At 59.0% G+C, this 22,417-nt stretch carries 20 protein-coding genes and 4 pseudogenes; 11 read left to right on the top strand and 13 right to left on the bottom strand.

All coding sequences use genetic code 11. The features are described 5' to 3' along the window. Window positions 1-48 precede the first annotated feature (48 nt). From Q7V03_RS21685 to Q7V03_RS21670, 4 genes are read right to left on the bottom strand one after another with little or no spacing between them, the layout of a single operon-like run. Window positions 49-339: a hypothetical protein gene (locus Q7V03_RS21685; RefSeq protein ID WP_304927661.1), complete on the bottom strand. Its 291-nt coding sequence runs from the start codon at window positions 337-339 to the stop codon at window positions 49-51. Between the two features lie 12 nt (window positions 340-351). Further along, window positions 352-831: an EamA family transporter gene (locus Q7V03_RS21680; RefSeq protein ID WP_304927660.1), complete on the bottom strand. Its 480-nt coding sequence runs from the start codon at window positions 829-831 to the stop codon at window positions 352-354. Between the two features lie 44 nt (window positions 832-875). Beyond that, the gene (locus Q7V03_RS21675; RefSeq protein ID WP_304927659.1) at window positions 876-1,280 is read right to left on the bottom strand and encodes a riboflavin kinase; all 405 of its coding nucleotides are present in this window, start codon (window positions 1,278-1,280) and stop codon (window positions 876-878) included. Next, window positions 1,277-2,071: an SDR family oxidoreductase gene (locus tag Q7V03_RS21670; RefSeq protein WP_304927658.1), complete on the bottom strand. Its 795-nt coding sequence runs from the start codon at window positions 2,069-2,071 to the stop codon at window positions 1,277-1,279. Before Q7V03_RS21670 ends, Q7V03_RS21675 begins: the two co-directional genes overlap by 4 nt. A 281-nt stretch (window positions 2,072-2,352) precedes the next feature. Here Q7V03_RS21670 and Q7V03_RS21665 point away from each other — a divergent pair, with 281 nt between their 5' ends. Beyond that, window positions 2,353-3,141 (top strand): SDR family NAD(P)-dependent oxidoreductase, encoded by a 789-nt coding sequence (locus tag Q7V03_RS21665; protein WP_304927657.1) that lies wholly within the window; start codon window positions 2,353-2,355, stop codon window positions 3,139-3,141. A 38-nt stretch (window positions 3,142-3,179) separates the two neighbouring features. Here the strand turns inward: Q7V03_RS21665 and Q7V03_RS21660 are convergent, their stop codons facing one another. The 6 genes and pseudogenes from Q7V03_RS21660 to Q7V03_RS21640 all read right to left on the bottom strand — a co-directional run bounded on the left by Q7V03_RS21660 (window position 3,180) and on the right by Q7V03_RS21640 (window position 8,387). Continuing rightward, window positions 3,180-5,039 carry a sigma-54-dependent Fis family transcriptional regulator gene (locus Q7V03_RS21660; protein WP_304927656.1) on the bottom strand — a complete coding sequence of 620 codons (1,860 nt, stop codon included), beginning with the start codon at window positions 5,037-5,039 and terminating at the stop codon, window positions 3,180-3,182. A gap of 49 nt (window positions 5,040-5,088) precedes the next feature. Further along, window positions 5,089-5,577 carry a flavin reductase family protein gene (locus Q7V03_RS21655; protein WP_304927655.1) on the bottom strand — a complete coding sequence of 163 codons (489 nt, stop codon included), beginning with the start codon at window positions 5,575-5,577 and terminating at the stop codon, window positions 5,089-5,091. A 190-nt stretch (window positions 5,578-5,767) separates the two neighbouring features. Beyond that, window positions 5,768-6,454 (bottom strand): annotated as a pseudogene (locus Q7V03_RS21650) (CoA transferase). Window positions 6,455-6,482: 28 nt separating this feature from the next. Continuing rightward, a pseudogene (locus tag Q7V03_RS23980) lies at window positions 6,483-6,704 on the bottom strand (CoA transferase); the annotation flags it as partial. A 92-nt stretch (window positions 6,705-6,796) separates the two neighbouring features. Next, a pseudogene (locus Q7V03_RS21645) lies at window positions 6,797-7,789 on the bottom strand (LLM class flavin-dependent oxidoreductase). An 82-nt stretch (window positions 7,790-7,871) separates the two neighbouring features. Next, on the bottom strand, window positions 7,872-8,387 hold the full coding sequence (locus tag Q7V03_RS21640; protein WP_304927654.1) for a flavin reductase family protein: 516 nt from the start codon (window positions 8,385-8,387) through the stop codon (window positions 7,872-7,874). Between the two features lie 255 nt (window positions 8,388-8,642). Here Q7V03_RS21640 and Q7V03_RS21635 point away from each other — a divergent pair, with 255 nt between their 5' ends. Further along, a complete protein-coding gene (locus tag Q7V03_RS21635; RefSeq protein ID WP_304927653.1) occupies window positions 8,643-10,718 on the top strand; it encodes an FAD-dependent oxidoreductase in 2,076 nt (691 codons plus the stop codon). Then, entirely contained in the window at window positions 10,715-11,920 is a 1,206-nt protein-coding gene (gene pcaF / locus Q7V03_RS21630) for a 3-oxoadipyl-CoA thiolase (protein WP_304927652.1), read from the top strand. Before Q7V03_RS21635 ends, pcaF begins: the two co-directional genes overlap by 4 nt. A 152-nt stretch (window positions 11,921-12,072) precedes the next feature. On the opposite strand, the gene Q7V03_RS21625 is transcribed toward pcaF, so the two are convergent. Next, complete coding sequence (locus Q7V03_RS21625; protein ID WP_304927651.1) at window positions 12,073-13,140, bottom strand: 2,3-butanediol dehydrogenase; 1,068 nt, start codon at window positions 13,138-13,140, stop codon at window positions 12,073-12,075. Between the two features lie 198 nt (window positions 13,141-13,338). On the opposite strand from Q7V03_RS21625, the gene Q7V03_RS21620 reads away from it, so the two are divergent. The 7 genes from Q7V03_RS21620 (at window position 13,339) to Q7V03_RS23975 (ending at window position 19,426) form a co-directional block, all read left to right on the top strand. Beyond that, the gene (locus Q7V03_RS21620) at window positions 13,339-14,499 is read left to right on the top strand and encodes an acyl-CoA dehydrogenase family protein (protein ID WP_304927650.1); all 1,161 of its coding nucleotides are present in this window, start codon (window positions 13,339-13,341) and stop codon (window positions 14,497-14,499) included. A 137-nt stretch (window positions 14,500-14,636) separates the two neighbouring features. Continuing rightward, window positions 14,637-14,945, top strand: coding sequence for a hypothetical protein (locus Q7V03_RS21615; RefSeq protein WP_304927649.1), 309 nt, complete (start codon window positions 14,637-14,639; stop codon window positions 14,943-14,945). 209 nt (window positions 14,946-15,154) lie between these two features. Then, window positions 15,155-15,592: a 6,7-dimethyl-8-ribityllumazine synthase gene (locus tag Q7V03_RS21610; RefSeq protein WP_304927648.1), complete on the top strand. Its 438-nt coding sequence runs from the start codon at window positions 15,155-15,157 to the stop codon at window positions 15,590-15,592. Between the two features lie 101 nt (window positions 15,593-15,693). Then, window positions 15,694-16,299: a riboflavin synthase gene (locus Q7V03_RS21605; RefSeq protein ID WP_304927647.1), complete on the top strand. Its 606-nt coding sequence runs from the start codon at window positions 15,694-15,696 to the stop codon at window positions 16,297-16,299. Next, a complete protein-coding gene (gene ribA, locus Q7V03_RS21600; protein ID WP_304927646.1) occupies window positions 16,281-17,312 on the top strand; it encodes a GTP cyclohydrolase II in 1,032 nt (343 codons plus the stop codon). The genes Q7V03_RS21605 and ribA overlap by 19 nt, the downstream gene beginning before the upstream one ends. 1,031 nt (window positions 17,313-18,343) lie before the next feature. Then, window positions 18,344-19,090: a DUF4145 domain-containing protein gene (locus Q7V03_RS21595; protein ID WP_304927645.1), complete on the top strand. Its 747-nt coding sequence runs from the start codon at window positions 18,344-18,346 to the stop codon at window positions 19,088-19,090. Between the two features lie 45 nt (window positions 19,091-19,135). Then, window positions 19,136-19,426, top strand: a complete 291-nt coding sequence (locus tag Q7V03_RS23975) for a hypothetical protein (RefSeq protein WP_370651187.1) — start codon at window positions 19,136-19,138, stop codon at window positions 19,424-19,426. A gap of 56 nt (window positions 19,427-19,482) precedes the next feature. On the opposite strand, the pseudogene Q7V03_RS23970 reads toward Q7V03_RS23975, so the two are convergent. Continuing rightward, window positions 19,483-19,970, bottom strand: a pseudogene (locus Q7V03_RS23970) (protein-L-isoaspartate O-methyltransferase); the annotation flags it as partial. Between the two features lie 219 nt (window positions 19,971-20,189). On the opposite strand from Q7V03_RS23970, the gene Q7V03_RS21585 reads away from it, so the two are divergent. Beyond that, on the top strand, window positions 20,190-20,849 hold the full coding sequence (locus Q7V03_RS21585) for a phosphoribosyltransferase (RefSeq protein WP_304927644.1): 660 nt from the start codon (window positions 20,190-20,192) through the stop codon (window positions 20,847-20,849). Window positions 20,850-21,486: 637 nt separating this feature from the next. On the opposite strand, the gene Q7V03_RS21580 is transcribed toward Q7V03_RS21585, so the two are convergent. Next, window positions 21,487-22,417 (bottom strand): hypothetical protein (locus tag Q7V03_RS21580; RefSeq protein WP_304927643.1); only part of this gene is annotated, 931 nt, incomplete at its 5' end.

Genomic DNA, 22,417 nt, shown 5'->3' with positions numbered 1-22,417 from the left:
TCAGGCGATTGCCGCGCCCACGGTCTTGGATCTTTCCGACCACAGCAGTTAGATCGACCCTGCGAAGACCATCAGAATGCCCGGCCAGCAGGTCAGATCAGGCGCAAAGGACAGCACGATCCACGACACCAGGATGTTGGAAAACAGCTTCAAATCGTCAATGGGCTGCACAAAGGCCGCGTCGGCCGATGCGTAGGCAAGTGTCAGGAAATGCTGCGCAAAATACATGATCGCACCAGCCACGATCAGCAACCACAAGATATTGCCTGACGGCCATTCGAACCCGGCCTGAAGCGAGAACAGCAAGTTGAGCGGTGTCAGCAAAACCAAAAGCCACATGGTGATGGATGTCTACGCCTCATCCCGCGTCAAACGCTTGGTGATCAGCGACGCAACGCCCGAGGTGATTGCCGCCACGATGGGCAGAAGCGCCGCAGTGGTGAAACCGCTTTCCCACGGGCGCAGCAAGATCATCGCTCCGGCAAAGCCGATAATGGCCGCGATCCAGCGGTTCAGACCTACCTTTTCACCCAACAAGACCGCAGAACCGAACATCACGAAAAACGGCGAGGACATGACCAGTGCGATCACATGCCACAGGGCCATGCCACTGGCAAAGGCCTGCGTAAAGGATTGCATACCCAGAACCGACAGCAAAATCCGCACCACATGCAGCACTGGATGATTGGTCTTCATCGAGGCCAGACCGGAGCGCCAGATGAACGGTGCCGAAAACGCCGTCGCAATGGCATATTGCCAAAACGCATCGGACTGTGCCTTGACCCCCATCTTATACGTCACTGTCCACGTCACCGCATTGGCCCAGCGCAAAGCAGATACCTGCCAGCACCATGTAGCCCGCGCCTTTTAGATTTTCATTTATCATCACCTCGCTGTTGCGCGGCGCGGGACAGCGCCCGCACCTGTTTGACGTCGTCTTGCATTGTGGCAACCAGATTTTCGACTGAGGAAAACCGCAGCTCGGGGCGGATGAAGGCCAACAGCCGGACCTCAACCTCACGGCCATAGATGTCGCCTTGAAAATCAAGGATATGGGTCTCGATCTTTTGATCGGCCCCTGCGAATGTGGGCCTAGTTCCGTAAGATGTGACCGAAGGCCAAACCCTGTCGTCGCCATCAAAGACGATTTCCGAGGCGTAGACCCCATAGGCAAGCCCCGGGACTTCACTGTTGATGTTTGCGGTCGGGAACCCAAGCACCCGGCCCCGTTTGTCGCCATGCACTACTGTGCCGCGCAGGTTCATTGACAGTTCGCTCATGCTTTCCCTCTCTGACCGCGCTGGCGGCCCCCATCGACGACCAGATCAGTTCCGGTCACAAATCCTGCCGCATCCGAGCACAGGTAAAGTGCCGCCTGCGCCACATCTTCCGCCCGGCCAAAACGACCAAGTGGCACGCTCGCAGACTGCGCCTTGGTCTGGCCGGTTTCGTCATAAAGCCGCTTCACGCCCTCGGTGCCTTCGATTGGGCCAGGGGCGATGGTGTTGCACAAGATGCCGTCCGGCCCCCATTCAAGCGCCAAAGTCCGGATCAGTGACATCACCCCCGCCTTGGCCGCGGCGGCATTGGCACAGCCCGGCCAGCCCTCAAGCGCGCGCAGGGTCGAAATTGCGATGAAACGCCCGCCGTGGGCTGAGGTTTTCAGATGCGGATATGCGGCTTTGGCACAGTGGAATGTGCCGTGCAGATCAATGTCGATCACGGTCCGCCACGCATTGAAGGACATATCCTCGAAGGGCACAACAAAGTTGCCCGCCGCGTTGGCGATCATGATGTCCAGCCCACCAAACGCCGCAACGGTTGCCTGAACCGCAGCCTGAACCGCCTCGGGTTCACGCACATCTGCGGCGACGGTCCGAACTTCGGCTCCGCCAGAGCGTATCACCTGCGCGGCACTTTGCAGGCGGTCCAGATTGCGGCTGACCAGCGCAACCTTTGCGCCGGCTTCGGAAAGGGTTTGGGCAATTGCAAAGCCGATGCCACTGCCGCCACCGGTGACAATTGCCGACCTGCCCTTCAGGCAATCTGGAGCAAAAGGGCCGAGAGCCATTTAGCGGTTCGCCCGAGAAACAGGCATCGCACCGCCCGAGAGGGCAGGCAAATGTCTGGTTTTGGTAAGGCCAAGCTCAGACTCGGAATTGATTTTGGTTTTCATTTTGGTCTCCACACTTTGGCGTATCCTGCAAACCAACCCCCTGCCCCGCAATTGTCCTTTGTGTGACAGTCAGGCCCGCCCGGCCTGCCGCGATTGAGCCAATTGTCCGATACGTCATGAAATGGTCCGCTGGGGCATATCCCTTCGGGGTAATCAGATTTCAGCGGAGGGATGAAATGTCACTGTTTTCACTAGAGGGCCGGATCGCCTTGGTCACGGGCGGCGGGCGCGGGATTGGCTTGGGGATTGCCAGCAGCCTTGCAGCCGCCGGTGCCGATGTTGTCATTGCCGACTACACCAAGGAACTGGCCGAAGAAGGCGCGCATGCGGTGGCCAAACTGGGCCGCAAAAGTGCCGCCATTCTGGTCGATGTGCGCAAACCCGACAGCGTTACGGCGATGGTTGACGCAACGGTCAAGCAGTTTGGCCGTCTGGATATTGCGATGAACAACGCAGGCATCGTCAGCCTTGGCGGCATCGGCGAATTGACGGTTGAACAGTGGGATGACTGCATCAACGTCAACCTGCGCGGTGTGTTCCTGTGCACCCAGGCCGAAGTGGCGGTGATGCGTAAGCAGAAATACGGGCGTATCATCAACACCGCATCCATCGCGGGCAAAGTGGGCTTTCCGGCATTGTCGCATTACTCGGCCACCAAATTCGGCGTCATCGGCTTTACCAATGCTGTTGCAAAGGAAGTGGCGCAAGAAGGCATCACCGTGAATGCGCTTTGCCCCGGCATTGTCGGCACTGGCATGTGGCGCGGTGAGACCGGGCTTTCGGGCAAATGGGCGATGCCCGGCGAAACCGAAGAGGCATCATGGGCGCGGCATCAGCAAACATTCCTTCCCCAAGGCGTGGCACAGACCGCCGAGGACATGGGGCAGATGGTGGTTTATCTGGCCTGCGCGCCGCATGTCACCGGTCAGGCTTTGGCTGTGGATGGCGGATTTTCGCTGGGTTGAAGCAAAATGGCCCGGAGCGCGTGCTCCGGGCCAATCACCTAAACCTCGCCGCGGGCCTTCTGGATTTGTATTTTGCGATAAAGCGTGGCCCGCGAAACCCCCAGATAGCGCGCGGTCAAAGACACGTTGCCACCGTTATAGCGCAACGCCGCCTCGATCTTGGACGCTTGGGATTGCGAGCGTGCAGTCAAATCTTTGCTGGCCAGTTCCTCGACAATGTTGTCGGGCAAATGCTCTAGTCCAATCTGATTGCCATCGGCCAAGGCAACCGCGTGGCGCAGACTGTTACGGAGTTCCCGAAGGTTGCCGGGCCAGTGGTAATGCATCAGTACCATCCGCGAATCGCTGTCCATCTCTAGCGTCGGCTTGCCAAGCGCTTCGCGTTCTATGTGGAAAAGATCAAGGATTGTGGCTTCAAGATCCGGCACACAGCGCAAGGGCGCAAGACCGATCGCCCCCCCCTTCAAGCGGTGCACAAGGTCCGGTCGCATCCGGTTTTCGCGCGCCAGATAGTCAAGATCATGGGTCGAGATCACGATCACGCCAATGCCATTGGCCCCGGTCTGACGATCATTTTCCAGCAATGCCAACAAGGCGGTCTGCCGCACCGCATCCATTTCGTCGATCCGGTCCACCAACAGGCACAAACTCTGCGCCGAAAGTCGCCGTTGCAACAACGTGCCAAGATCGCCCTGATGTTGCAGCGATGCGCAGTCGATGAAAACAATCTCGCTGTCTTCGCCAAAACAACACCGCGCCACGGTTTTGGCAAAGGCAGTCTTGCCTGTCCCAGATTCCCCGGTGATGGCAAGGGGCAGGCCCGCCGACAAAAGCCGCCGCGCCCGGTCCAACGCTTGGGACAGGATCGGGTTGATGCGCAGAGTTTCTTCAGCCAGATCAACAGAGCGCAAACCAGGTTCTGGGGGGCGCGACGTGATCAGGCTGGTTTGAACGCGCGTCCGTGTTTCCGGCAGGCTGAGAACCGCCTGCAAGGTGCGCCCGCGATAGTTCAGGGTGATCGGACTATCGGGCCGGATATTGGACAATGAATGGTCCATCTCGAAGATGTCTTCTGCCAATTGCCCCGCAAGACTGCCAACCTGTTGTCCCAAAATGCGCGCGGCAAAGGAGGAACCGTCAATCACCCGACCGTTCTCATCCAGCGACAAACGCCCCTCTGCGGCGATGTCAGCGACTTCGCCGCTTTCAAGGATGCGCAGCATCAGGTTGCGGCGGTTCATGCGGCCAAAATAGCTGTTCTCGATCCGGCGCGCCGAACGTTCGACGATGTTCTGCACCATCTTGTTCATGCGCGCATCCGCATGACGGGCGGTAGTGACGTTGATCACGCTTTCAATCACCCCGTCGCGGCCAAGAACAGGCGCGGTCAAACAGGTCAGACGTTGGATCGCCGATCCGTAGTGTTCGCTGCCCGCGATGATCACAGGTTTGCCGACGCGCAAACAGGTTCCCACGCCGTTCGTGCCTTGCTGATCCTCAGACCAGATCGAACCGGGGATCACCCCAGACCCTGCAAGGTCGCCAAGATACTGATAGTCGCAGCGAAACAGCACCATCGCGCCCTGTGGCGATGCCAGCGACACCAGATATTCACTGTCCACCAATTGCCGGAAAAGCCCCTCAACTTCAGGCTCCGCGATGCGCATGAATTCTTCGCGCTGTTCCATAAGCATCCGAACTTCGGAATGGGTCATCACCGCCGCGCGGGGCACCGAATCTGGCAACAGATTGTAATCTGTCAGGCAGCGCTTCCACGACTGTTCGACCACGTCCGGCATGCGCGCCTCGGATGCCCCGCGCGAGCGTAGGATATTCTTGATCTCACTGGACAGCGGGTCCGCAAACCCGCGCGCCTCAATCGCCTCTGTTTCCCACATCGTGTCCCTCCCAAGACAATTGATTTGTCGGACTTATAAGCAGCAAGGCCTACGCATATTCCCGACCCGCAAGCGTTGCCGCCCGTCCATTTATCCACACCAAAGGGTCACGCACGCCACCGTCCTCATTGGACAATCTGACGCCCACGATCCGACCGATAAAAACCGTCTGGTCTTCGTGCGCGTGGGCGCCGACGACATCACAAAAGAAACAGGTCGTCGCACTGTCTAAATAGGGCAACCCGTGCGGGCCTAAGGACCAGCGACCCGTGGTAAAACGCGACGCGCGCAGGTCACTGCGGCTGAACCTGTCTAGCAGATCAATTTCATCTGCGGCGATCTGATTCAGGCAGAAATAGTTGCTTTCACAAATCGCAGGATAGGCTGATGCGCTATGTTTGACGGCAACGATCATCGCTGGCCTGTAGGTCGAAAACGGCACAGCAGTCGTGACAGCGATGCCATGGTTTATGCCTGCCCTGTCACGCGTCGTAAGAATCGAGACATTGACCGCCGTGCCACGCAATGCCTTGCGCAAGCTTTCGGAAAATTCCGGGTCGCCATCTCGGCAAGGAAGCGAAGGGCAAGGCATAAGCATCTTTCAAGATGAGCTGGGCCAGACATGACCAGAACCGACCCTATTGATTTATGCATGCGAGGGCTATATTTAATCTTGGACCGCGTTTTGTCTCATTTAGTCTCAAATGAGGCAATCGCCTATTGGTTGTCTATTTGACGATTGCAGACTGGAAAAAAGCCTCAATCTTTTGGTCATCCATGCCAAAGCGCCCCAGAATTTCGCGGCTATGCGCCCCAATGCCGGGCGGGGGCAAACGCACCGAACCCGGCGTGCGGTCGAGTTTGATGGCAATGCCGGGGCCGCGATAGCCCTCAAACTCTGCCACCATCTCGAGGGTTGTGGTATGGTCCAGCGCATGCGCCTCTTCCACCGTCAAGACTGGGGCACAGGACACGCCAACCGACATAAGCCGCTGGAAAAGCTGCATTCCGTCCTGCAAAGCCAAGGGCGGCTACAGCGCTGCACGCGGTGCTTCGCGGTTCACCACCCGGTAGCCATTGCTGCGAAACCGCGCATCGGCTCCCAGATCGGCAAGGCCAAGCTCTGTACAAAGAGTGCGGAACTGGCGGTCATTGCCGACGGCCAGAAACAGCGGCACGGTGCCGGTGGGGAAACGATCATAGGGCACGATGTTGGGGTGGCCGTTGCAAGTGTGGATCGCACGGCCACCGTTCAACACGTTTGACGCATGCGGATGCAGCATCGCGATGGCGGTGTCGTGTAGTGTTACCTCTACCTGCTGCCCCTTGCCCGACCGGTTGCGTTCCAGCAGCGCCAGCAGGATGCCCATACAGCCATCCATGCCCGTGCAGGTGTCCACGATCGGGATGCCGATTCGGCATTGCGTATATATCGGGCGGGCCGTTGACCGCCTTCAGCCCCGACATGGCCTGAAGTGCAGCATCATACCCCGGCATCCCGCCATAAACGCCGGTGTCCCCAAAGCCGGACACCCGGCAATGCACCAGAGCGGGAAAGCGGCGGGTCAGTTCGGAAAGGTCATCGGCCCCCCATTTCTTCCAAGGCGACAGCTTGAAATTCTCGATAAAGACATCAACCTGCCCTCCCGCGCCTAGGTGTGTCAGCCTGCGTTGATGACCGGCAGAACGTCTTCGGCCAGACGGCGCATCGTCAGACGCTCGCGCTCGCGGCTTTTGCCCGAACCGTCCATGGCGGTCTAAAGCAGCATATTCCACGGGCCCGAACGCTCGCGCAGTGCCATGATCTTGTCGATAACGGTCTTGCGCGAGCCATAGATGACCGAGGCCTTGACGATCGACTCGACGGTGACGTCTTCGTCGGCCATCGTGATGTCAGGCTTGGCCACGGCGGTATAATTCGCCACTTTCAGCACTTTCCACAGGTAGTCGAAGTAGTAGAAATCCGAACCAGCCGGATCCAGCAACCAATCTTCGGCCTGCGCATCGCTGTCAGCGATCAGGATGTTACGGGCAACCGACCATTCTTTGCCGGTAGGCTTGATCCCCATCGCGTCGCAGCCTTCGACATACTTGTGCCAGTGGTTGATGACAGTGCTTTCCGGCGCAAAGTTTGCGGTGATCGGCTTCCAACCCATCTTGATCGCATGAGCGACCGAGTTGCCATCAGGCGACATCGACGAAAGCGAGATCGGCGGAGTGGGCTTTTGGAACGGCTTTTGCATGTAACCGACGCCAAGTTCCGGTATGATATTATCCGTCAGCTTGATGTGCCAATGCTTGCCTTTGATGTCATAAGGGGGATCCTGCGCCCAGATCTGCTTGATAATGCTGATTTATTCCGCAAATTTCTCGGCGCGGACAGTGCCATCCAGCACGTCAAACAGTTCCATGTCGGACGCAAGGCCACCCGGCCCGATCCCCATATTAAAGCGACCTCCGGACATGTGGTCAAACAAGGCTGCTTGCCCTGCAATCTGTGCCGGGTGGTGGTTTGGCAGGCAAAGCACTCCCGTACCAAAACGGATGTTCTTGGTCTGATTTATCAAGGACGCCATGAACATCATTGGCGCAGTTATCGGTTCGGTCGTGGCCGAATAATGCTCACCGATCCAGGTTTCCGAAAAACCCAACTGATCGGCGTAGATGATCTTTTCGGCATTTTCTGCAAGCACATCGACCAGTGGCCGGTGTGTCGGGTGCAGCGGCATATGGAACAGACCGATTTCCATTGTAGTCCTCCCAGTTTAATTTGCTCCTCCCGGAGCGGTGATTTCTGGCGTTGGAAGGTTCCGAAGTCAGTGATAGTACGGCTCAGGCAACCGAGCCCCGTTTGCCGTTCAGCCAAAGAATGGGGGCAGGCGCAGGCGGGATGTCGTCGGGCAGGAACACCGCATCGACCGCGCCGAAAAACACGGTGTGAGTTCCAAAATCATGGGTTTGGGCAACGCGGCAGACATGGCTGCACAAAGCGCCCTTCAACACCGGGCCACCCGGCCCAACTTGGGTCCAGTCATCCTCGACAAAGCGCCGGTCCCGCATGTCACTGCGCGCGAACGGCTCCAGCAAATTCGCATGGGCCTCGTCCATCAGGTTCAGGGTAAAATGCCCCGTCTCAAGGATCACCGGATAAATCGAAGCGGTCTGGTTGACAGCGACCATCATCGACGGCGGGTCCATCGACAATGACCCTGCACTTGTCACCGCCATACCGTGCCAGACACCCGCGCTATCGCGGGCCGTGACCAACGACACCGACGATGCGACCAACCGCATGCTGGCACGGAACGCCTCGCCGATTGGTCGATGGCCCAATTCTTGTGCCGACATGTGGACGATCCTCCTCGTTCAAATCTTCTAAATTCAAGGCTCTAGACGCAGCTCTTCTGCTCCCATAGTTTTCAATTACTTAGAGGAAGGATACTGACCAAGATGCGTTGGTTGGCGCGCACCTCTCTGTCTCAGAATTGACAGTTGCGATTGACGCCCCTGCAGTCGCACAGAGAAGCAGGCAGAAACCTGCCCTCTCGCTGGCCGATTGCATGACACGCGGCCGCCTTTCGCCCGTCACGTCGAGGAACAGACATGCCCGTGATTTACGAACGTCAGAATGAAGTTGCCGTCATCACATTTGACAATCCGCCACTGAACATCTTTGGTCAGGCGATGCGGGCGGGGTTGCAGGCGGCCATCACGCGGGCACGTGCCGAACGCCCTGAACGGTTGATCCTGAAAGGCGCGGGCCTGGCGTTTGTTGCGGGGTCTGACGCGAAGGAATTCGAAGGCCCGCCGCTGTCGCCGCAGTTGAATGACGTTTTGGCAGAACTGATTGATCTGCCGTTTCCGACCATCGCTGTGATCTCGGGGCCTGCCTTGGGGGGCGGGCTGGAAATTGCTCTTGCCTGCCGCATCCGCATTGCGTCGCCTGATGCCACTTTGGGTTTGCCCGAAGTCACACTGGGCATCGTCCCCGGAGCCGGCGGCACTCAGCGCCTGCCGCGGGTTATCGGGGTGGCGGAGGCTGTCGATATGATCGGCCAAGGGCGCACGATCACCGCCAAAGAGGCACAAAAGCTGGGCCTTGTTGATACGCTTGCAGACGATCCGATGTCTGTCGCGCTTGGCATTGATGCCGATGTTTTGCGCCGCGCAATTGCTGCCGATCACCGCCCGGCACCCACGTCGGACAAACCCGCGATTGACGCAGCCCATGCGCTGGCAAACCGCCGGGCAACCGGTCAGGACGCCCCGCATATCGCGATTGACCTTGTGGCAGCAAGCGCCGCTGAAGCCTTGGATAGTGCCCTTGTCCGTGAACGCGCGGCCTTTATTGGCCTGCGCCAATCGGCGCAAGCCCGCGCGCTGCGTCATGTGTTCTTCGCCGAACGCGCGGCGCAGTCGCAGGGCAAAGCGTTCCCGGCACCCGCAAAAAGGATCGAATCCACGATCGTTGTCGGTGGTGGCACCATGGGAGCAGCCATTGCCTATGCCTTCGCTCTAGCTGGACTATCCGTTCATCTGGTCGAAACCGACGCCGCAGGCCAAGCGCGTGCTGAGGCTAATGTTGGCAAACTGATCAACCACGGGGTTGAACGGGGTAGCATTTCGGAGGTCACTGCCTTCCGCGCCCGTCTGACCTTTGGCGCAGGTTATGAAAATCTGCCCCGAGTCGATCTGGCGATTGAGGCGGCTTTTGAAAGCCTTGAGGTCAAGCAGGTGATCTTCACAGCACTGCAGGCAGCTTTGCCGCAAAGCACGATCCTTGCCACCAACACCTCATATCTTGATGTGAATGTGCTGGCCGAAGGCATCATCACGCCGGGCCGCTTCCTTGGCCTGCATTTCTTTGCGCCCGCCCATGTGATGAAATTGCTGGAAATCGTGCGGGGGTCGCAGACATCGGATACAACCTTGGGACAGGCCTTTGCGCTGGCCAAGCAGTTGGGAAAAATGCCTGTCATTTCGGGCGTCTGTGACGGATTCATTGGCAACCGCATTCTGTCGCGCTACCGGCAGGTTGTGGATGTGCTGATGCTGGAAGGGTCTTGTCCCAAGGGCATTGACGACGCCATGCGCGGCTTTGGCATGGCGATGGGGCCATATGAAGCGCAGGATTTGTCGGGCCTCGACATCGCCTATGCCAACCGCAAACGACAGAACCTGAAAGACCGCACCGACATCCGCTATGTCACGATTGCCGATCATCTGGTCGAAGATCTGAAGCGGCTGGGGCGCAAAACCGGGGCGGGTTGGTATGACTATGACGCCTCGGGTAAGCCCGTCGAATCCGACGTAGTGACCCACGCGATTCTGCGCGCCAGTGATGCCGCAAAGGTCACGCGGGTTGTCAAATCACGCGAAGAAATCGCCCAAAGCGCCGTTCTTGCCATGATCATGGAGGCGATTCGCATCCTTGAGGAAGGCATAGCTGAGCGCCCGCAAGACATCGATCTGGTCATGATCCACGGCTACGGATTTCCACGTTGGCGTGGGGGATTGATGCATTTCGCCGATCAACTGACGCCTGCCGTCGTTCTGTCGCAGATAACCGCCCTGGCTGAGGTTGATCCTTTGTCGTGGTCCGTGCCCGCCTTGTTGCGCCAGTTGGTGCTGGATGGTCGCAGTTTTGACAGCCTGAACCATATTGGAGGCCCCGTATGACCCACGTTTTCCTTTGCGACTTCATCCGCACCCCTATCGGTCGCCATGGCGGCAGTCTTTCAAAACTGCGCCCCGACGATCTGGCTGCCCTGCCATTGGCAGAGTTGTTACGGCGCAATTCCAGTATGGACCCTGCGGCCATTGAGGAAGTCTGGATGGGTTGCGCCAATCAGGCGGGCGAGGATAACCGCAACGTGGCGCGAATGGCTGCGCTGTTGGCGGGCCTGCCGGTCAGCGTTCCGGGTGTTACGGTCAACCGACTTTGTGCGTCGGGGATGGAAGCGGTGATTTCCGCCCTGCGCGCCATCAAGTCGGGCGAGATGGAACTCGCCATCGCAGGCGGCGTCGAAAGCATGAGCCGCGCGCCCTTTGTCTTACTGAAATCGGAAAGCGCCTTTGCGCGCACTGTGGCGATGGAGGATACCACCATCGGCTGGCGTTTCGTCAATCCGCGCATGCAGGCGATGCATGGTACAGATTCGATGCCGGAAACAGCCCAGAACCTAGCGGATGAGATGAATATCACGCGCGAGACGCAAGACATCTTTGCCCTTGGATCGCAGCACAAGGCCGAGGCCGCCATGGCTTCAGGACGATTTGCGCGGGAAATCATGGGCTTGTCTGTGCCTGCGGGTAAAGGCAAAGAGGTGCTGATCATTACAGACGAACACCCGCGCCCAGAAACCACCTTGGCCGATCTGACCCGGCTCCGCCCCATTGCGCGGGCGGATGGGTCTGTCACGGCAGGCAATGCCTCGGGTGTGAATGACGGGTCTGCCGCGCTGATCCTTGCGTCCGAAGCGGCTGTTGCCCGCCACGGTCTGCGCCCGCTTGCGCGGGTGGTAGGGGGTGCCTCGGCGGGGGTTGCACCGCGCATCATGGGCTATGGACCAGTGCCCGCCGTTGAAAAATTGCTGGCGCAGGCAGGGCTTACCACCGCGGACATCGACCTTTTTGAATTGAACGAGGCCTTTGCCGCGCAGGTTCTTGCGTGCCTTCAGGGTCTGAACATCGCCGCCGATGATCCCCGCGTGAACCCCAATGGCGGGGCCATCGCGCTGGGTCATCCGTTGGGTATGTCGGGCGCGCGTATCACCGGCAGTGCGGCGCTACAGCTGTCTTTGGGCACTGCCCGCCGCGCCGTGGTGTCGATGTGCGTCGGCGTCGGCCAAGGTGTTGCATTGCTTCTTGAACGGGCCTGAAGGCTCCCCATCAGGCCTGTGCCTGCCCGCAGTCGGTTCGGCTGCGGGTATTTTTTTATGCAAAACTCCAGAAATGAAAGAGCCAAGACACCGCAGGGATGCCTTGGCTTTCCAGACTGCTAACAGGGCCTAAGGCAGCTTCGGCCAGTCTCTCAGTCGCCAAGGTCGATCAGGATCTTAAGCTGCGTACCAGCGGGATCAAGCAGCACGTCAAAGCCTTCCTTGATCACGGTGTCCAGCATCACGGTCTTGGTCACAACCTTGCGTGCTGGAATTTGGCCCGATGCCAAAAGCCGCATCACGCGTGGCCACATTTGCGCGGTGTAGGCCCAGGACCCGCGGATATCGATGTCTTTGTAAACAACGTTGAACCAGTTCACTGGCGCTTCGCCCGCGTGCAGACCGATCTGCACAACCGTACCGCGCTTGCGCACCGCATCGATGCAGGCCTGTAGTGCCAGCGTATTGCCGACGCATTCCAATGCAACGTCGCAACCGACATTGCCCTCGGTCGCAGCGCGGATCACGTCGCCGACATTCTGCTCACGCGGGTTGATGGTAACGACGTCAGGGATGATGTCCTTGGCAATGCGCAGACGGGTGGCATTGGGGTCAGATACGAACAACTGCACAGCCCCGGCAGCGCGCGCGGCCAACAGCGTCAGCAAGCCAATCGGACCAGCGCCAGTGACAAGCACCGAATCCCCTGCCTTCACACCGCCCCGATCGACGCCATAAACCGCCACAGCGGTCGGCTCGACCAATGCTGCGTCCTCATCCGTCATGTTGTCGGGCACTTTGTAGACGTTGAAGCCCTTGAGCAGGCTTTCCGACGCCATACCGCCACCGATCCAGCTTAGACCCGCGATCTGCAGATTGTCCGACAGGTTGAAATGCCCCAGATCGGTGAAATAGTCGCCACCGCGCGGCGTGATAAAGGGCTGAACCGAAACCCTGTCGCCAACCTTTACATGGGTGACGTTCTTGCCAACCATGGTGACGGTGCCACCGTATTCATGGCCCAGAACTTGCGGAGTTGCAGCACCGGTTGCCGCATCTTTCGGCACGAAAATCGGGCCATATGCGTATTCGTGCAAGTCGGTGCCGCAGATGCCCGCAAAGCGGTTCTTGATCACGACTTCATCATTGGCCGGATCAGTCGGCCGCGGAATATCCTCGATCCGCAGATCCTTGGCGGCGTGAAAACGCAAAGCCTTCATTTTGGGTCCCTCCTCGCTAGAGTTCATTTCGCGCAGCGCGTGGCGGGCTGCGTTAAGGGAATTAGCGGCATGGCGACCACCCGGAACAACTGTCTCTTCTGCGACGGGGGTGGGCGCAGGGTGTGGAGCATTCGTTCAATTTCCGCAGGCCTGCGCACCTGTTAAGGCAAAAGGGAACATTTGCTAAGGATGGCGCACATGAGCCTAGATGCCGAAACGCTGGTGCAGTTTCTTGATATGCTTGACCGCTTTGTCAAAGAGCGTTTGATCCCAAACGAAGACCGTGTGGCCGAAGATGATGCGATCCCGCCCGCTTTGGTGCAGGAAATCCGTGACATGGGGCTGTTTGGCCTATCGATCCCGGAAGAGTTTGGCGGCATTGGCCTGACCATGGCCGAAGAAGTACAGGCGGCGTTCGTACTGGGCCAAACCTCGCCTGCGTTCCGGTCTTTGGTGGGCACCAACAACGGCATCGGGTCGCAAGGCATCGTCATTGACGGCACGTCGGAGCAAAAAACGGCCTACCTGCCCTTATTGGCAACCGGAGAGTTGATCGCGTCCTTCGCGCTGACCGAACCCGAAGCTGGGTCTGACGCTGGGTCTTTGCGCACCTCGGCCCGCAAGGATGGCGATCATTACATCCTGAATGGCACCAAACGCTATATCACCAATGCGCCGCGCGCTGGCCTGTTCACTGTTTTTGCGCGTACCGACCCCATGTCGAAAAACTCGGCAGGTGTCACAGCATTTCTGGTCGAGGCGAATACACCGGGTCTGTCGCTGGGCCCGATTGACCGCAAGATGGGGCAAAAAGGATCGCACACCTGCGATGTGATCCTTGAAGACTGCCGTGTGCCAGAAAATGCCATCATTGGCGGCCCTGCCCGTCTGGGGATGGGCTTCAAGACCGCGATGAAAGTGCTGGACCGGGGGCGATTGCACATCTCGGCGGTCTGCACTGGGGCGGCTGAACGCCTGATCAGCGACAGCCTGCGCTATGCGATGGACCGCAAGCAATTCGGCGAACCCATCGCCGAAAAGCAGTTGATTCAGGCCATGCTGGCCGACAGCCGCACCGAGGCTTTTGCCGCCCGCTGCATGATTGAAGAAACCGCGCGTCGCAAGGATGCCAGTCAGAACGTGTCGACAGAAGCGGCGTGCTGCAAGATGTATGCCTCTGAAATGGTCGGCCGTGTCGCTGACCGTGCCGTGCAGATCCACGGCGGCGCAGGTTACATTACCGATTACGGGGTTGAGCGTTTTTACCGCGATGTTCGACTATTCCGGATCTACGAAGGCACTACGCAAATCCAGCAACTCGTCATTGCACGCGGAATGATCAAAGCGGCCAGCCAGTAACGGGCTCAGGGGCCGGGGACGACCCATCGCAAGGGACAGGACATGCGCGACCAATGGGCTGTAGTGACGGGCTGGGCTTGCAACATCGGCCAGGGCATCAGTCGGCGGCTTGCAGATGATGGATTGGCGTAATCTACATGGACGATTTCGACGCGGTTATGCACCTGAACACCCGCACCGCCCTGATGGTGGCAAAGGCCCTTGTGCCGGGCATTCGCAAACTTGGCGGCGGGCGCATTATCATGACTACTAGCCACGTGACTGTGGGCAAAACATTTACAGCGCATCAATGGGGGCGCTGCTATCCACGGCACGCACCTGGGCGCTGGAACTGGCTACGCGAATTCGACAAATGCAACCCGTTGTCGCGAATGTCGTCAGCTTCTTTTGTGATGCCAAGGCGGCCTTTATCACCGAGCAAACCCTGTTTGACTGTTTTGGCGTGACAGTCGGCTAACCCACCGCGTCAGCGTGAGCACGACGTGAGCACGAGAGGTCTATCTGATTGTTCCACAAGGCGTCAGTTTGTGCCATCCCCCCCTGTTGCACAAGAGACAGTATACCGCCGCCGCGTGCTGAACTTAACTGACACCTGACAGGGGGCGAATGTGATGATCCTCCTTGGCACAAACGCACAGGGAGGGAGATTTGCGCCATGACCAATCCACTGAGAATTGCCTTCATCAAGGCCCGCTGGCACGCCGACATCGTCGATCAGACGCTGAAGGGGTTCGAGGCCGATATGGCCGCCGCGGGCCGCAAGGTTGCAATTTCAACATATGACGTTCCGGGCGCTTTCGAGATGCCGCTTCTTGCCAAAAGACTGGCAGAGTCCGGGCAGTTCGATGCCGTCGTGGCCGCCGCTCTGGTGGTGGATGGCGGGATTTACCGCCATGATTTTGTGGCACAAGCCGTTGTAGCCGGGCTGATGGATGCTCAGATGGCGACCGGGGTTCCGACCTTTTCGGTCAGCCTGACACCGCATCACTTCCACGAGTCCGCAATCCACCACGACTTTTACCATGACCACTTCTTGAAGAAGGGAGCCGAAGCGGCGAACGCCGTTCGCATGGTGGCGGATCTGATACTGTAAGGCGCAGGTCTGAAACTCGCGCCTCTAACACGCGCGCCCAAGCCCTATGTCTCTGGGCACTCGCATCAAACCATTCCCGCAAGAGCAAACAGGAGGCTGCCATGTTCTCTGGCATCATCGAATCCCTTGGCACGATCAAGGCCACCCATTTTTCGGACGGCAGCATCAAGTTGGATGTTGCCACGGGCTTCAGCGATCTGGCCTTGGGGGAGAGCGTGGCCATCAACGGCATTTGCCTGACCGTGGTGACCTATGATGCCGCCGGGCGGGCGCAGTTCTTTGCAAGCCCGGAAACCTTGCAGCGCACCAATCTTGGGGCATTGCAGGCGGGCAGCAGGGTCAATCTGGAACGTGCTGTGTCGATGGCGACACGATTGTCAGGCCATATCGTGCAGGGCCATGTTGATGGCCTTGCACTGCTTGAGTCCATCCTGCCCGAGGCCGGGGCCTATCTGATCGACCTGACCCTGCCGCACAGCATCGCCCGCTACTGCGTCGAAAAGGGGTCCATCACGCTTGACGGCATCAGCCTTACCCTGAACCGCGTGCAGGACATGCCGTCGGGCGACTGCAGAGTTGGCCTGACGATCATCCCGCACACTTGGGCGCATACCAATCTGCAGACGCGTCGGGTGGGTGATCTTGTCAATGTCGAAGCCGACGTTCCTGCAAAATACGTGGAGCGCCTATGCCAACCGTCCCGCTAGCCCTTGAGCATTTTCGTCGCGGTGGCATCGTTCTGCTGCTCGACGATGTCGGGAAGGGTCATTTGATCGTGGCCTCAGAGTTGGCTGCCGTCACCGAAGTAGCATTAATGAAAAGTGCAGGCATCGGCGACTTTTTCTTGGGCCTGACGACGTCTCAGCTCGACCGCCTTGTCAGAAATGCCCATCTGCCGATATGTCAGGAGATTTCAGTTCGCGAAGGTGGAGTGTTGGACCATAAGGGCACGTTGGAGGCGGCGGTTGACCTTGCCCGATTGTCGGGCCTGCAACCGCAAGCCTTGCTGCGGGCCTTGCAACCGCAGGATACTCCGGCCTTTGCCGAACGCTACAGCCTTCCGGCCGTGACGATACAGGCCCTGACCCTGTATCGGCGCACCATCGAGGCCGAACTTGACCTTGTGGCGGTGGCTGATCTGCCGACGGCACATTCTGTCCATCCGTTTCGCGCATTTTCTTTTCGAAGCCACTTTGACGGGGTGGAACATCTGGCACTGGTTTCCCCCGGCGAAATCGCCGGCGACCCATTGGTCAGGATACATTCGGAATGTCTGACCGGCGACGCGCTTGGATCACTTCGCTGCGATTGCGGCCCACAACTACACGAAAGCATGCGGCGGCTTTCAGCTTCGCCGGGTGGAATTTTGGTTTATCTGCGGGGACATGAGGGGCGCGGCATCGGATTGGCCAACAAGATGCGGGCCTATGCGCTGCAAGACAAAGGCCTGGATACGGTGGACGCCAACCGCGCCTTAGGCCTTCCTGAAGATGCGCGAGACTTTGGCCATGCCGCCCAGATCCTGCGTGCCTTGGGCCACAACCGGGTTCGGCTTTTGACCAATAACCCCGAAAAAACCGCCAGCCTTCAACGCTATCAGATCACAGTTACCCAAGTCGAACCGTTGATCACTTCACCCAACCCGTTCAACGAACACTATCTCGACACGAAGGCCAGAAAATTCGGGCATTCTCTGCCTTTAAATTTTGGCAAGCGATAGCTTTATCAACGCAGTGCGCAGTTTTACAATCCAATGAAGAACTACCCAAAGCTCAATGTCAGTGGGCGGTGTTGCGTAATTTTAGCCGAAGGCATAGCCACCCCATTTGCCGACAGTCTCGGGCTATTCGTACGATCGCTCCTATTCCGATCGTCCAGAGGCTGTTCATCAATGCAATACGGGCCAGAATTTCGGCTGTCAGTGTCCCTTGCGGCGACGTGCTCGCTATGGGTGATGAGGTAGAGCGCTTTCAGTTTGAACTGAGTATCTGATGTCGAGTCGGTCAAGCAATTCCAGATCGCTCAAATGCAATAGTGGACAAAGATTTTTTCTGGTGATCGCGCGCTGTCAGTCCTCCGTCCAATGCCGACGGTTCCTTCGAGTCTGGATGATCGAACGGGCCTAGGCGTCTGGCGAAGAAACTTTTCTTGACCAAGCGATTTTCTCGGCCAGAAAGCCACCATAGTGGCCGAGCAACGTTCGGTTCGCTGACTCCAAATGCAAAAAGCCCCCGCTTTTAAGTGGACTCGTCAAACGTTGAGGTGGCGTTGAGGTGAAACGCGCGCATCTATACACAAGTGTTTTTGTCGGATTTTAACCATTTGGAAAGGTTAGATATTTTGGTTGCGGGGACAGGATTTGGACACTGTTTCGGCCTTCATCTGCATCGTTGTGAATGTCGGCGCTCGTGACGAGACCGCCCTGATCACGCTGCTTTTGCGAAGCTACCGCTGATCGCTTGCTGCCAGACATGAACATAGGTTTGCACCTCGTCCTTGGGTCAAGCCCCAGTGCTCACCAAAACAAGCCGCATCCATGGCGACCGCCGTCGCGCCGTCAATTTCCTATCAGCGTCAATCGAAGGTTGTTCTCCTCCTCGGCCAAGGGTAGCGTCTTGAAAGTTGGTGAAGTGTTTTGCTTACCCCCTATTTTGGCCCGATTTCAAAGGCATGCAATTGTAGGGTATTCTTGCGCAGAAGCCTGGGAACTCTTTCGGCAAAAGGTGCAGTGCGCCAGTACAAGGGGGCAAGATGGGAATGACGGCCGATCCAGCCGCGTTGACTTCGGAAAGCTTTGGCGTCCTGCTGCCTCTCTGGCCAGACCTGCACACTCTAGCAGACGAGGCAGAGCAGAATGCCGACAAGCTCCCTGATTTCTCTACGATCCGCCTGCGCAACTTTGCGGAGGCCATGGTCTGCCATCTCTTCCGGCATCATGGCTTGCCACTGAACAACAATGAGACGCACTTCGTTCGCTTGCAGCTGCTTCTGCACGAAGATTTGCTGGACAGGCGGATTCTAGGCCTTTTTCACACTATCCGGAAACTGGGAAACATCGCAGCACACATCAAACGCCCAGTATTGACAGATGAAGCCCGCGATCTGGTCGATGATGCTCGTTCGCTTACTGCTTGGTTCTGTCACCATATACGACCCGATATTGATTGGAACGCGCGGCAATTTTCCTCGCCAACTCCGACTACGTCATCTCGCGAGACCCCGTGCGAGGTAGATCCAGTAAGAGCGAGCGAGACCGGATTCAAAGTGCTTGCCACTGGCACGGTGACCTGCACGAGCCCGCAGGTCAGGCCGCCGCGGACACGGATGTCGCTGCGGGATATGTTCGAGGAGGAGCTCACGACTGACCAACAGAATTGCATCGCGGCGCTCGATGGTTTTCTATCAGACGACACCCAACGGGTGTTCCTGCTTAAGGGATATGCGGGAACGGGGAAGACGTTTCTTGCCGGCGGCTTGGCCGAGTTCTTGCTTACCTAAGGGCGGACGTTCGCGCTCGCCGCTCCAACGGGGCGGGCGGCCAAGGTGATCGCGAAGAAAACGGGGCAGTCAGCGCGCACGATCCACAGCCTGATATACAACTACAGCGACATGGCCGAGCAGACCGAAGATGAGGACGATGGGTCGCCGATCAGCACGACGCGACGATCACCGATGCGGTCCACCAGCGGCGCCAGATCGGCGGTGTCGACGCTTTGGAAAACCTCGGCATGCCGTGCGATCAGGCCCGGCAGGGTGTCGGGCGTCTTTGCCGGGGCGGACAGGATATGCGCCGAGCCGATGTCGGGTTCGGGCAGCTCGCCCTCCCACCCCTGATTGCCGATCAGCGGCACAAAGCGCAGGTCGGCCAGATCTTCCTGCACGAACCAGCCCTTGTCATGGCGCGTGACCCGGATTAGCTCCTGCGCGCGCGGATCAATGCCGACCGGCACCACCAGGCGGCCACCGGGGGCGAGCTGGTTTTTCAGCTCTTCTGGCACGAAAGGCGCGCCGCCGGACACCAGAATCGCATCAACGGCGCCTCTTCGATCCAGCCTTGGGTGCCATCGTCGTGGCGCAGGTGGAAATTCCGGCATCCGATGTCGATCAGGGTGGCGGCGGCTGTCTCGGCATGTTGGCCCACCCGTTCGATAATGAACACCTGACCCGCGATCGCCGCCAGAATCGCCGCGACATAGCCTGTGCCCGCCCCGATCTGCAGCACCTTTTCGCCGCCCTTCAGGCACAGCGCCTCGATCATGTAAGCCACGAGATAAGGTTGCATGAGCGTCAGTCCCTCTGCGATGGGAACCGGCCGGTCTTCATAGGCGCTCGCACTCAGATGTTCTGGCAAGAATTCATGACGCGGGACCCGGCGCATCGCGGACAGAACCTTGTCGCTTTGCACGCCGCGCGAGAGGATCTGACGGCTCACCATCTCCCAACGCTATCTTGCCGCGTCTTCCATAATCGCCCCCCCATTTCAGAAATGCCAATTTACCCGTGATTTGGGCGGTCGGCAGTGATGGCGGTCAATGCGTTTTTCCTAGGCTGCGTGAAATCTGCACGCCACGGGTTCTTGAAACGCAAAGGAGCTTGCATGTTTGCCAATCGGGACAAGGCTGGGCGTGAACTGGCCCGCCATTTGATTGCGCTGCGGAATCAGGCTCCCGTAGTTCTGGCCCTGCCGCGTGGTGGCCTTCCAGTCGCCGCACGGGCCGCCGAGGCGTTGAATGCCCCGCTTGACCTGATGCTGGTCCGCAAGATCGGCGTGCCAGATCATCGCGAACTGGCCGTCGGGGCCATCGCTGGGGCGGATGGCCAGACGATGGTGACAAACCCCGACGTGGCCGCGACGGAGGGACTGGACGCGCGCGACATTGACCAACTTGCCGACGCCGAGCGCGCCGAGCTGCGCCGCCGTCACGCGCTGTGGCTGAAAAACCGCGCGCCGATTGATCTGGTGGGCAAAACTGTGATCCTTGTCGATGGCGGGATCGCGACCGGGGCTACAGCAAAGGCCGCCCTGCTGGCGATCCGCAGAGCGGCGCCAAAGCGGATCGTGCTTGCCGTTCCCGTGGCGTCGACTCAGGCGGTCGCGGCGCTGCAGCCCTTGGCGGATGAGATCATCTGCCTTGCCATTCCCACGATGTTCTACGCCGTCGGCGCGCATTACCGCAATTTTCCACAAGTCGAGGATGCAGAGGTGATCGCCATCCTTGCATCGCAAAGACCGCAGGCGACATCATCGCAGGCGTGATTGCACATCCAGAAAATCCGATCCGGGAACAACGCCCCTGCCTCTCTGTGATGCTCCGCGCCCTTGCAGTGATTTGGGGCCGCGATTTGACCCGTACCAGCGCTGCCCATCGGCATTTCCCGGCGGGACAGCACCCACAACAAATCCGACGCCCTGTGTCACTTGCCATCAAGATCGAGTGTCGTGGCGGCATAAACTGCCGTAGACAAGCCGCAGTTCTGGCACATCCTTCAACCGCAGCCGCGTTATTTGATCAGGCTGAACACGGAAATAGCCCGCAATTTCCTGATCGCTCAGGCCAAGATCCGCCAAAGCGGCGACCGCCGTCTCCGGATACGGGCCCAGAACCTGACAAGGTTCAGTGGAGCATGATGCGCGGCAAGGTTCGGATTTGCATCGGCTTTTCATGATGACTTCCTTCGGTATGCCAGTGCGCCCCTTTCATAATGACTAGGGGTTCCTAGGCGACTCGCTAAGCAGGTTGCCTGCACCCTTGCAAAGACGCGGCGGCCTCGCGTTGATCGCTATCAAGACGCGGTCAGAACGCCTCTGGCTGGCTTGGCCCGTCCTGCCGTGTTTCGCGGCACCCATGCCAAGGCCCTGAGCCACTGGCGGCGCGCAAGCGCGACCTCTTGCATCACCCCACGGCACCAGGCTCTTGCGGCAGGCGCGCGACAAGTGCGCGCAGAACACCCGTTGACAGGGCCCCGATGCCAAACAGCACCAGAAGAAAGTTCAACATCCAGCCCAGCACGGGCACAAAGTTCAGCGAGGAAAACACCATAACCGCGCCGCCAAGCAGTACGATCCGCAACCCCAGCCCCGGATCGTCGCGCCTGCCAAAGGCAAGATACAGGCGTAGCGCCACCACATAGGCCCCAAAGACATAGCCAAGCGTCCAGACCACCAGAATGGCCAGCAGCACGATCGGCACGAAGGGCAGGCCGATCACCGTCATCACCGCGACAGGGACCAGCCCCAACAGGGTGGCAAGACCCAGAACTCCAAGCAATACCATCAGCGCAGGGCGCCGTGTTCCCGCCAGCCGCAACGCCTCACACCGCTCCGGGGCCAGCGCCAGCAGCGCCCCGACCAGCAAGACCAGAAACCCCAGTGTCACCAAAAACGTCGATATGAGTGCAAGAGTGGAGGGCAACGCTGGCATGTCGCGGCCCGCCCAATCGTCGCCCCAGTCGCGCATATGCTCGAACCGGTCCATCATGGGTGGGGTCTTGTCATAAACCACCCGCGCAGCCGGGATTACCTCCGCCGGGATGGTCACAGGTTCCGGGGCGGAGTATGTCAGCGTGCCGGCAACACGCGCCTTGGGGCCAAAGGAAATGGTGCCGCCCTGCAACAGCGCATCGCCGGAAACGGCCGCGTTCAGTGTGATCTCGCCCCCGGTCGCGGTCAGCGCCCCACCAATAGCACCGTCAATCGTGATGGTGCTGCCCAGCATCCGGGCGTTGCCCGTGGTGATGGCGGCCTCGACGGTGCGCAAGGAAAAGCCCATCATCGACAGGTCACCACCCACCGGCGCACGCACCGTCACCGCGGCCCCCGCGGCA

It is taken from the genome of Cypionkella sp. (assembly GCF_030652235.1).
GTDB lineage: Bacteria > Pseudomonadota > Alphaproteobacteria > Rhodobacterales > Rhodobacteraceae > Cypionkella.
Note: the sequence above shows the minus strand (reverse complement) of the source record. Positions and strands in the feature narration are given on the sequence as shown.

Coding starts and splice junctions, on each gene's coding strand:
- Q7V03_RS21685 (WP_304927661.1), bottom strand. CDS start 339: ATGTGGCTTTTGGTTTTGCTGACACCGCTCAACTTGCTGTTCTCGCTT.
- Q7V03_RS21675 (WP_304927659.1), bottom strand. CDS start 1,280: ATGAGCGAACTGTCAATGAACCTGCGCGGCACAGTAGTGCATGGCGAC.
- Q7V03_RS21670 (WP_304927658.1), bottom strand. CDS start 2,071: ATGGCTCTCGGCCCTTTTGCTCCAGATTGCCTGAAGGGCAGGTCGGCA.
- Q7V03_RS21665 (WP_304927657.1), top strand. CDS start 2,353: ATGTCACTGTTTTCACTAGAGGGCCGGATCGCCTTGGTCACGGGCGGC.
- Q7V03_RS21660 (WP_304927656.1), bottom strand. CDS start 5,039: ATGTGGGAAACAGAGGCGATTGAGGCGCGCGGGTTTGCGGACCCGCTG.
- Q7V03_RS21640 (WP_304927654.1), bottom strand. CDS start 8,387: ATGTCGGCACAAGAATTGGGCCATCGACCAATCGGCGAGGCGTTCCGT.
- Q7V03_RS21635 (WP_304927653.1), top strand. CDS start 8,643: ATGCCCGTGATTTACGAACGTCAGAATGAAGTTGCCGTCATCACATTT.
- pcaF (WP_304927652.1), top strand. CDS start 10,715: ATGACCCACGTTTTCCTTTGCGACTTCATCCGCACCCCTATCGGTCGC.
- Q7V03_RS21625 (WP_304927651.1), bottom strand. CDS start 13,140: ATGAAGGCTTTGCGTTTTCACGCCGCCAAGGATCTGCGGATCGAGGAT.
- Q7V03_RS21620 (WP_304927650.1), top strand. CDS start 13,339: ATGAGCCTAGATGCCGAAACGCTGGTGCAGTTTCTTGATATGCTTGAC.
- Q7V03_RS21615 (WP_304927649.1), top strand. CDS start 14,637: ATGGACGATTTCGACGCGGTTATGCACCTGAACACCCGCACCGCCCTG.
- Q7V03_RS21610 (WP_304927648.1), top strand. CDS start 15,155: ATGACCAATCCACTGAGAATTGCCTTCATCAAGGCCCGCTGGCACGCC.
- Q7V03_RS21605 (WP_304927647.1), top strand. CDS start 15,694: ATGTTCTCTGGCATCATCGAATCCCTTGGCACGATCAAGGCCACCCAT.
- ribA (WP_304927646.1), top strand. CDS start 16,281: ATGCCAACCGTCCCGCTAGCCCTTGAGCATTTTCGTCGCGGTGGCATC.
- Q7V03_RS21595 (WP_304927645.1), top strand. CDS start 18,344: ATGGGAATGACGGCCGATCCAGCCGCGTTGACTTCGGAAAGCTTTGGC.
- Q7V03_RS21585 (WP_304927644.1), top strand. CDS start 20,190: ATGTTTGCCAATCGGGACAAGGCTGGGCGTGAACTGGCCCGCCATTTG.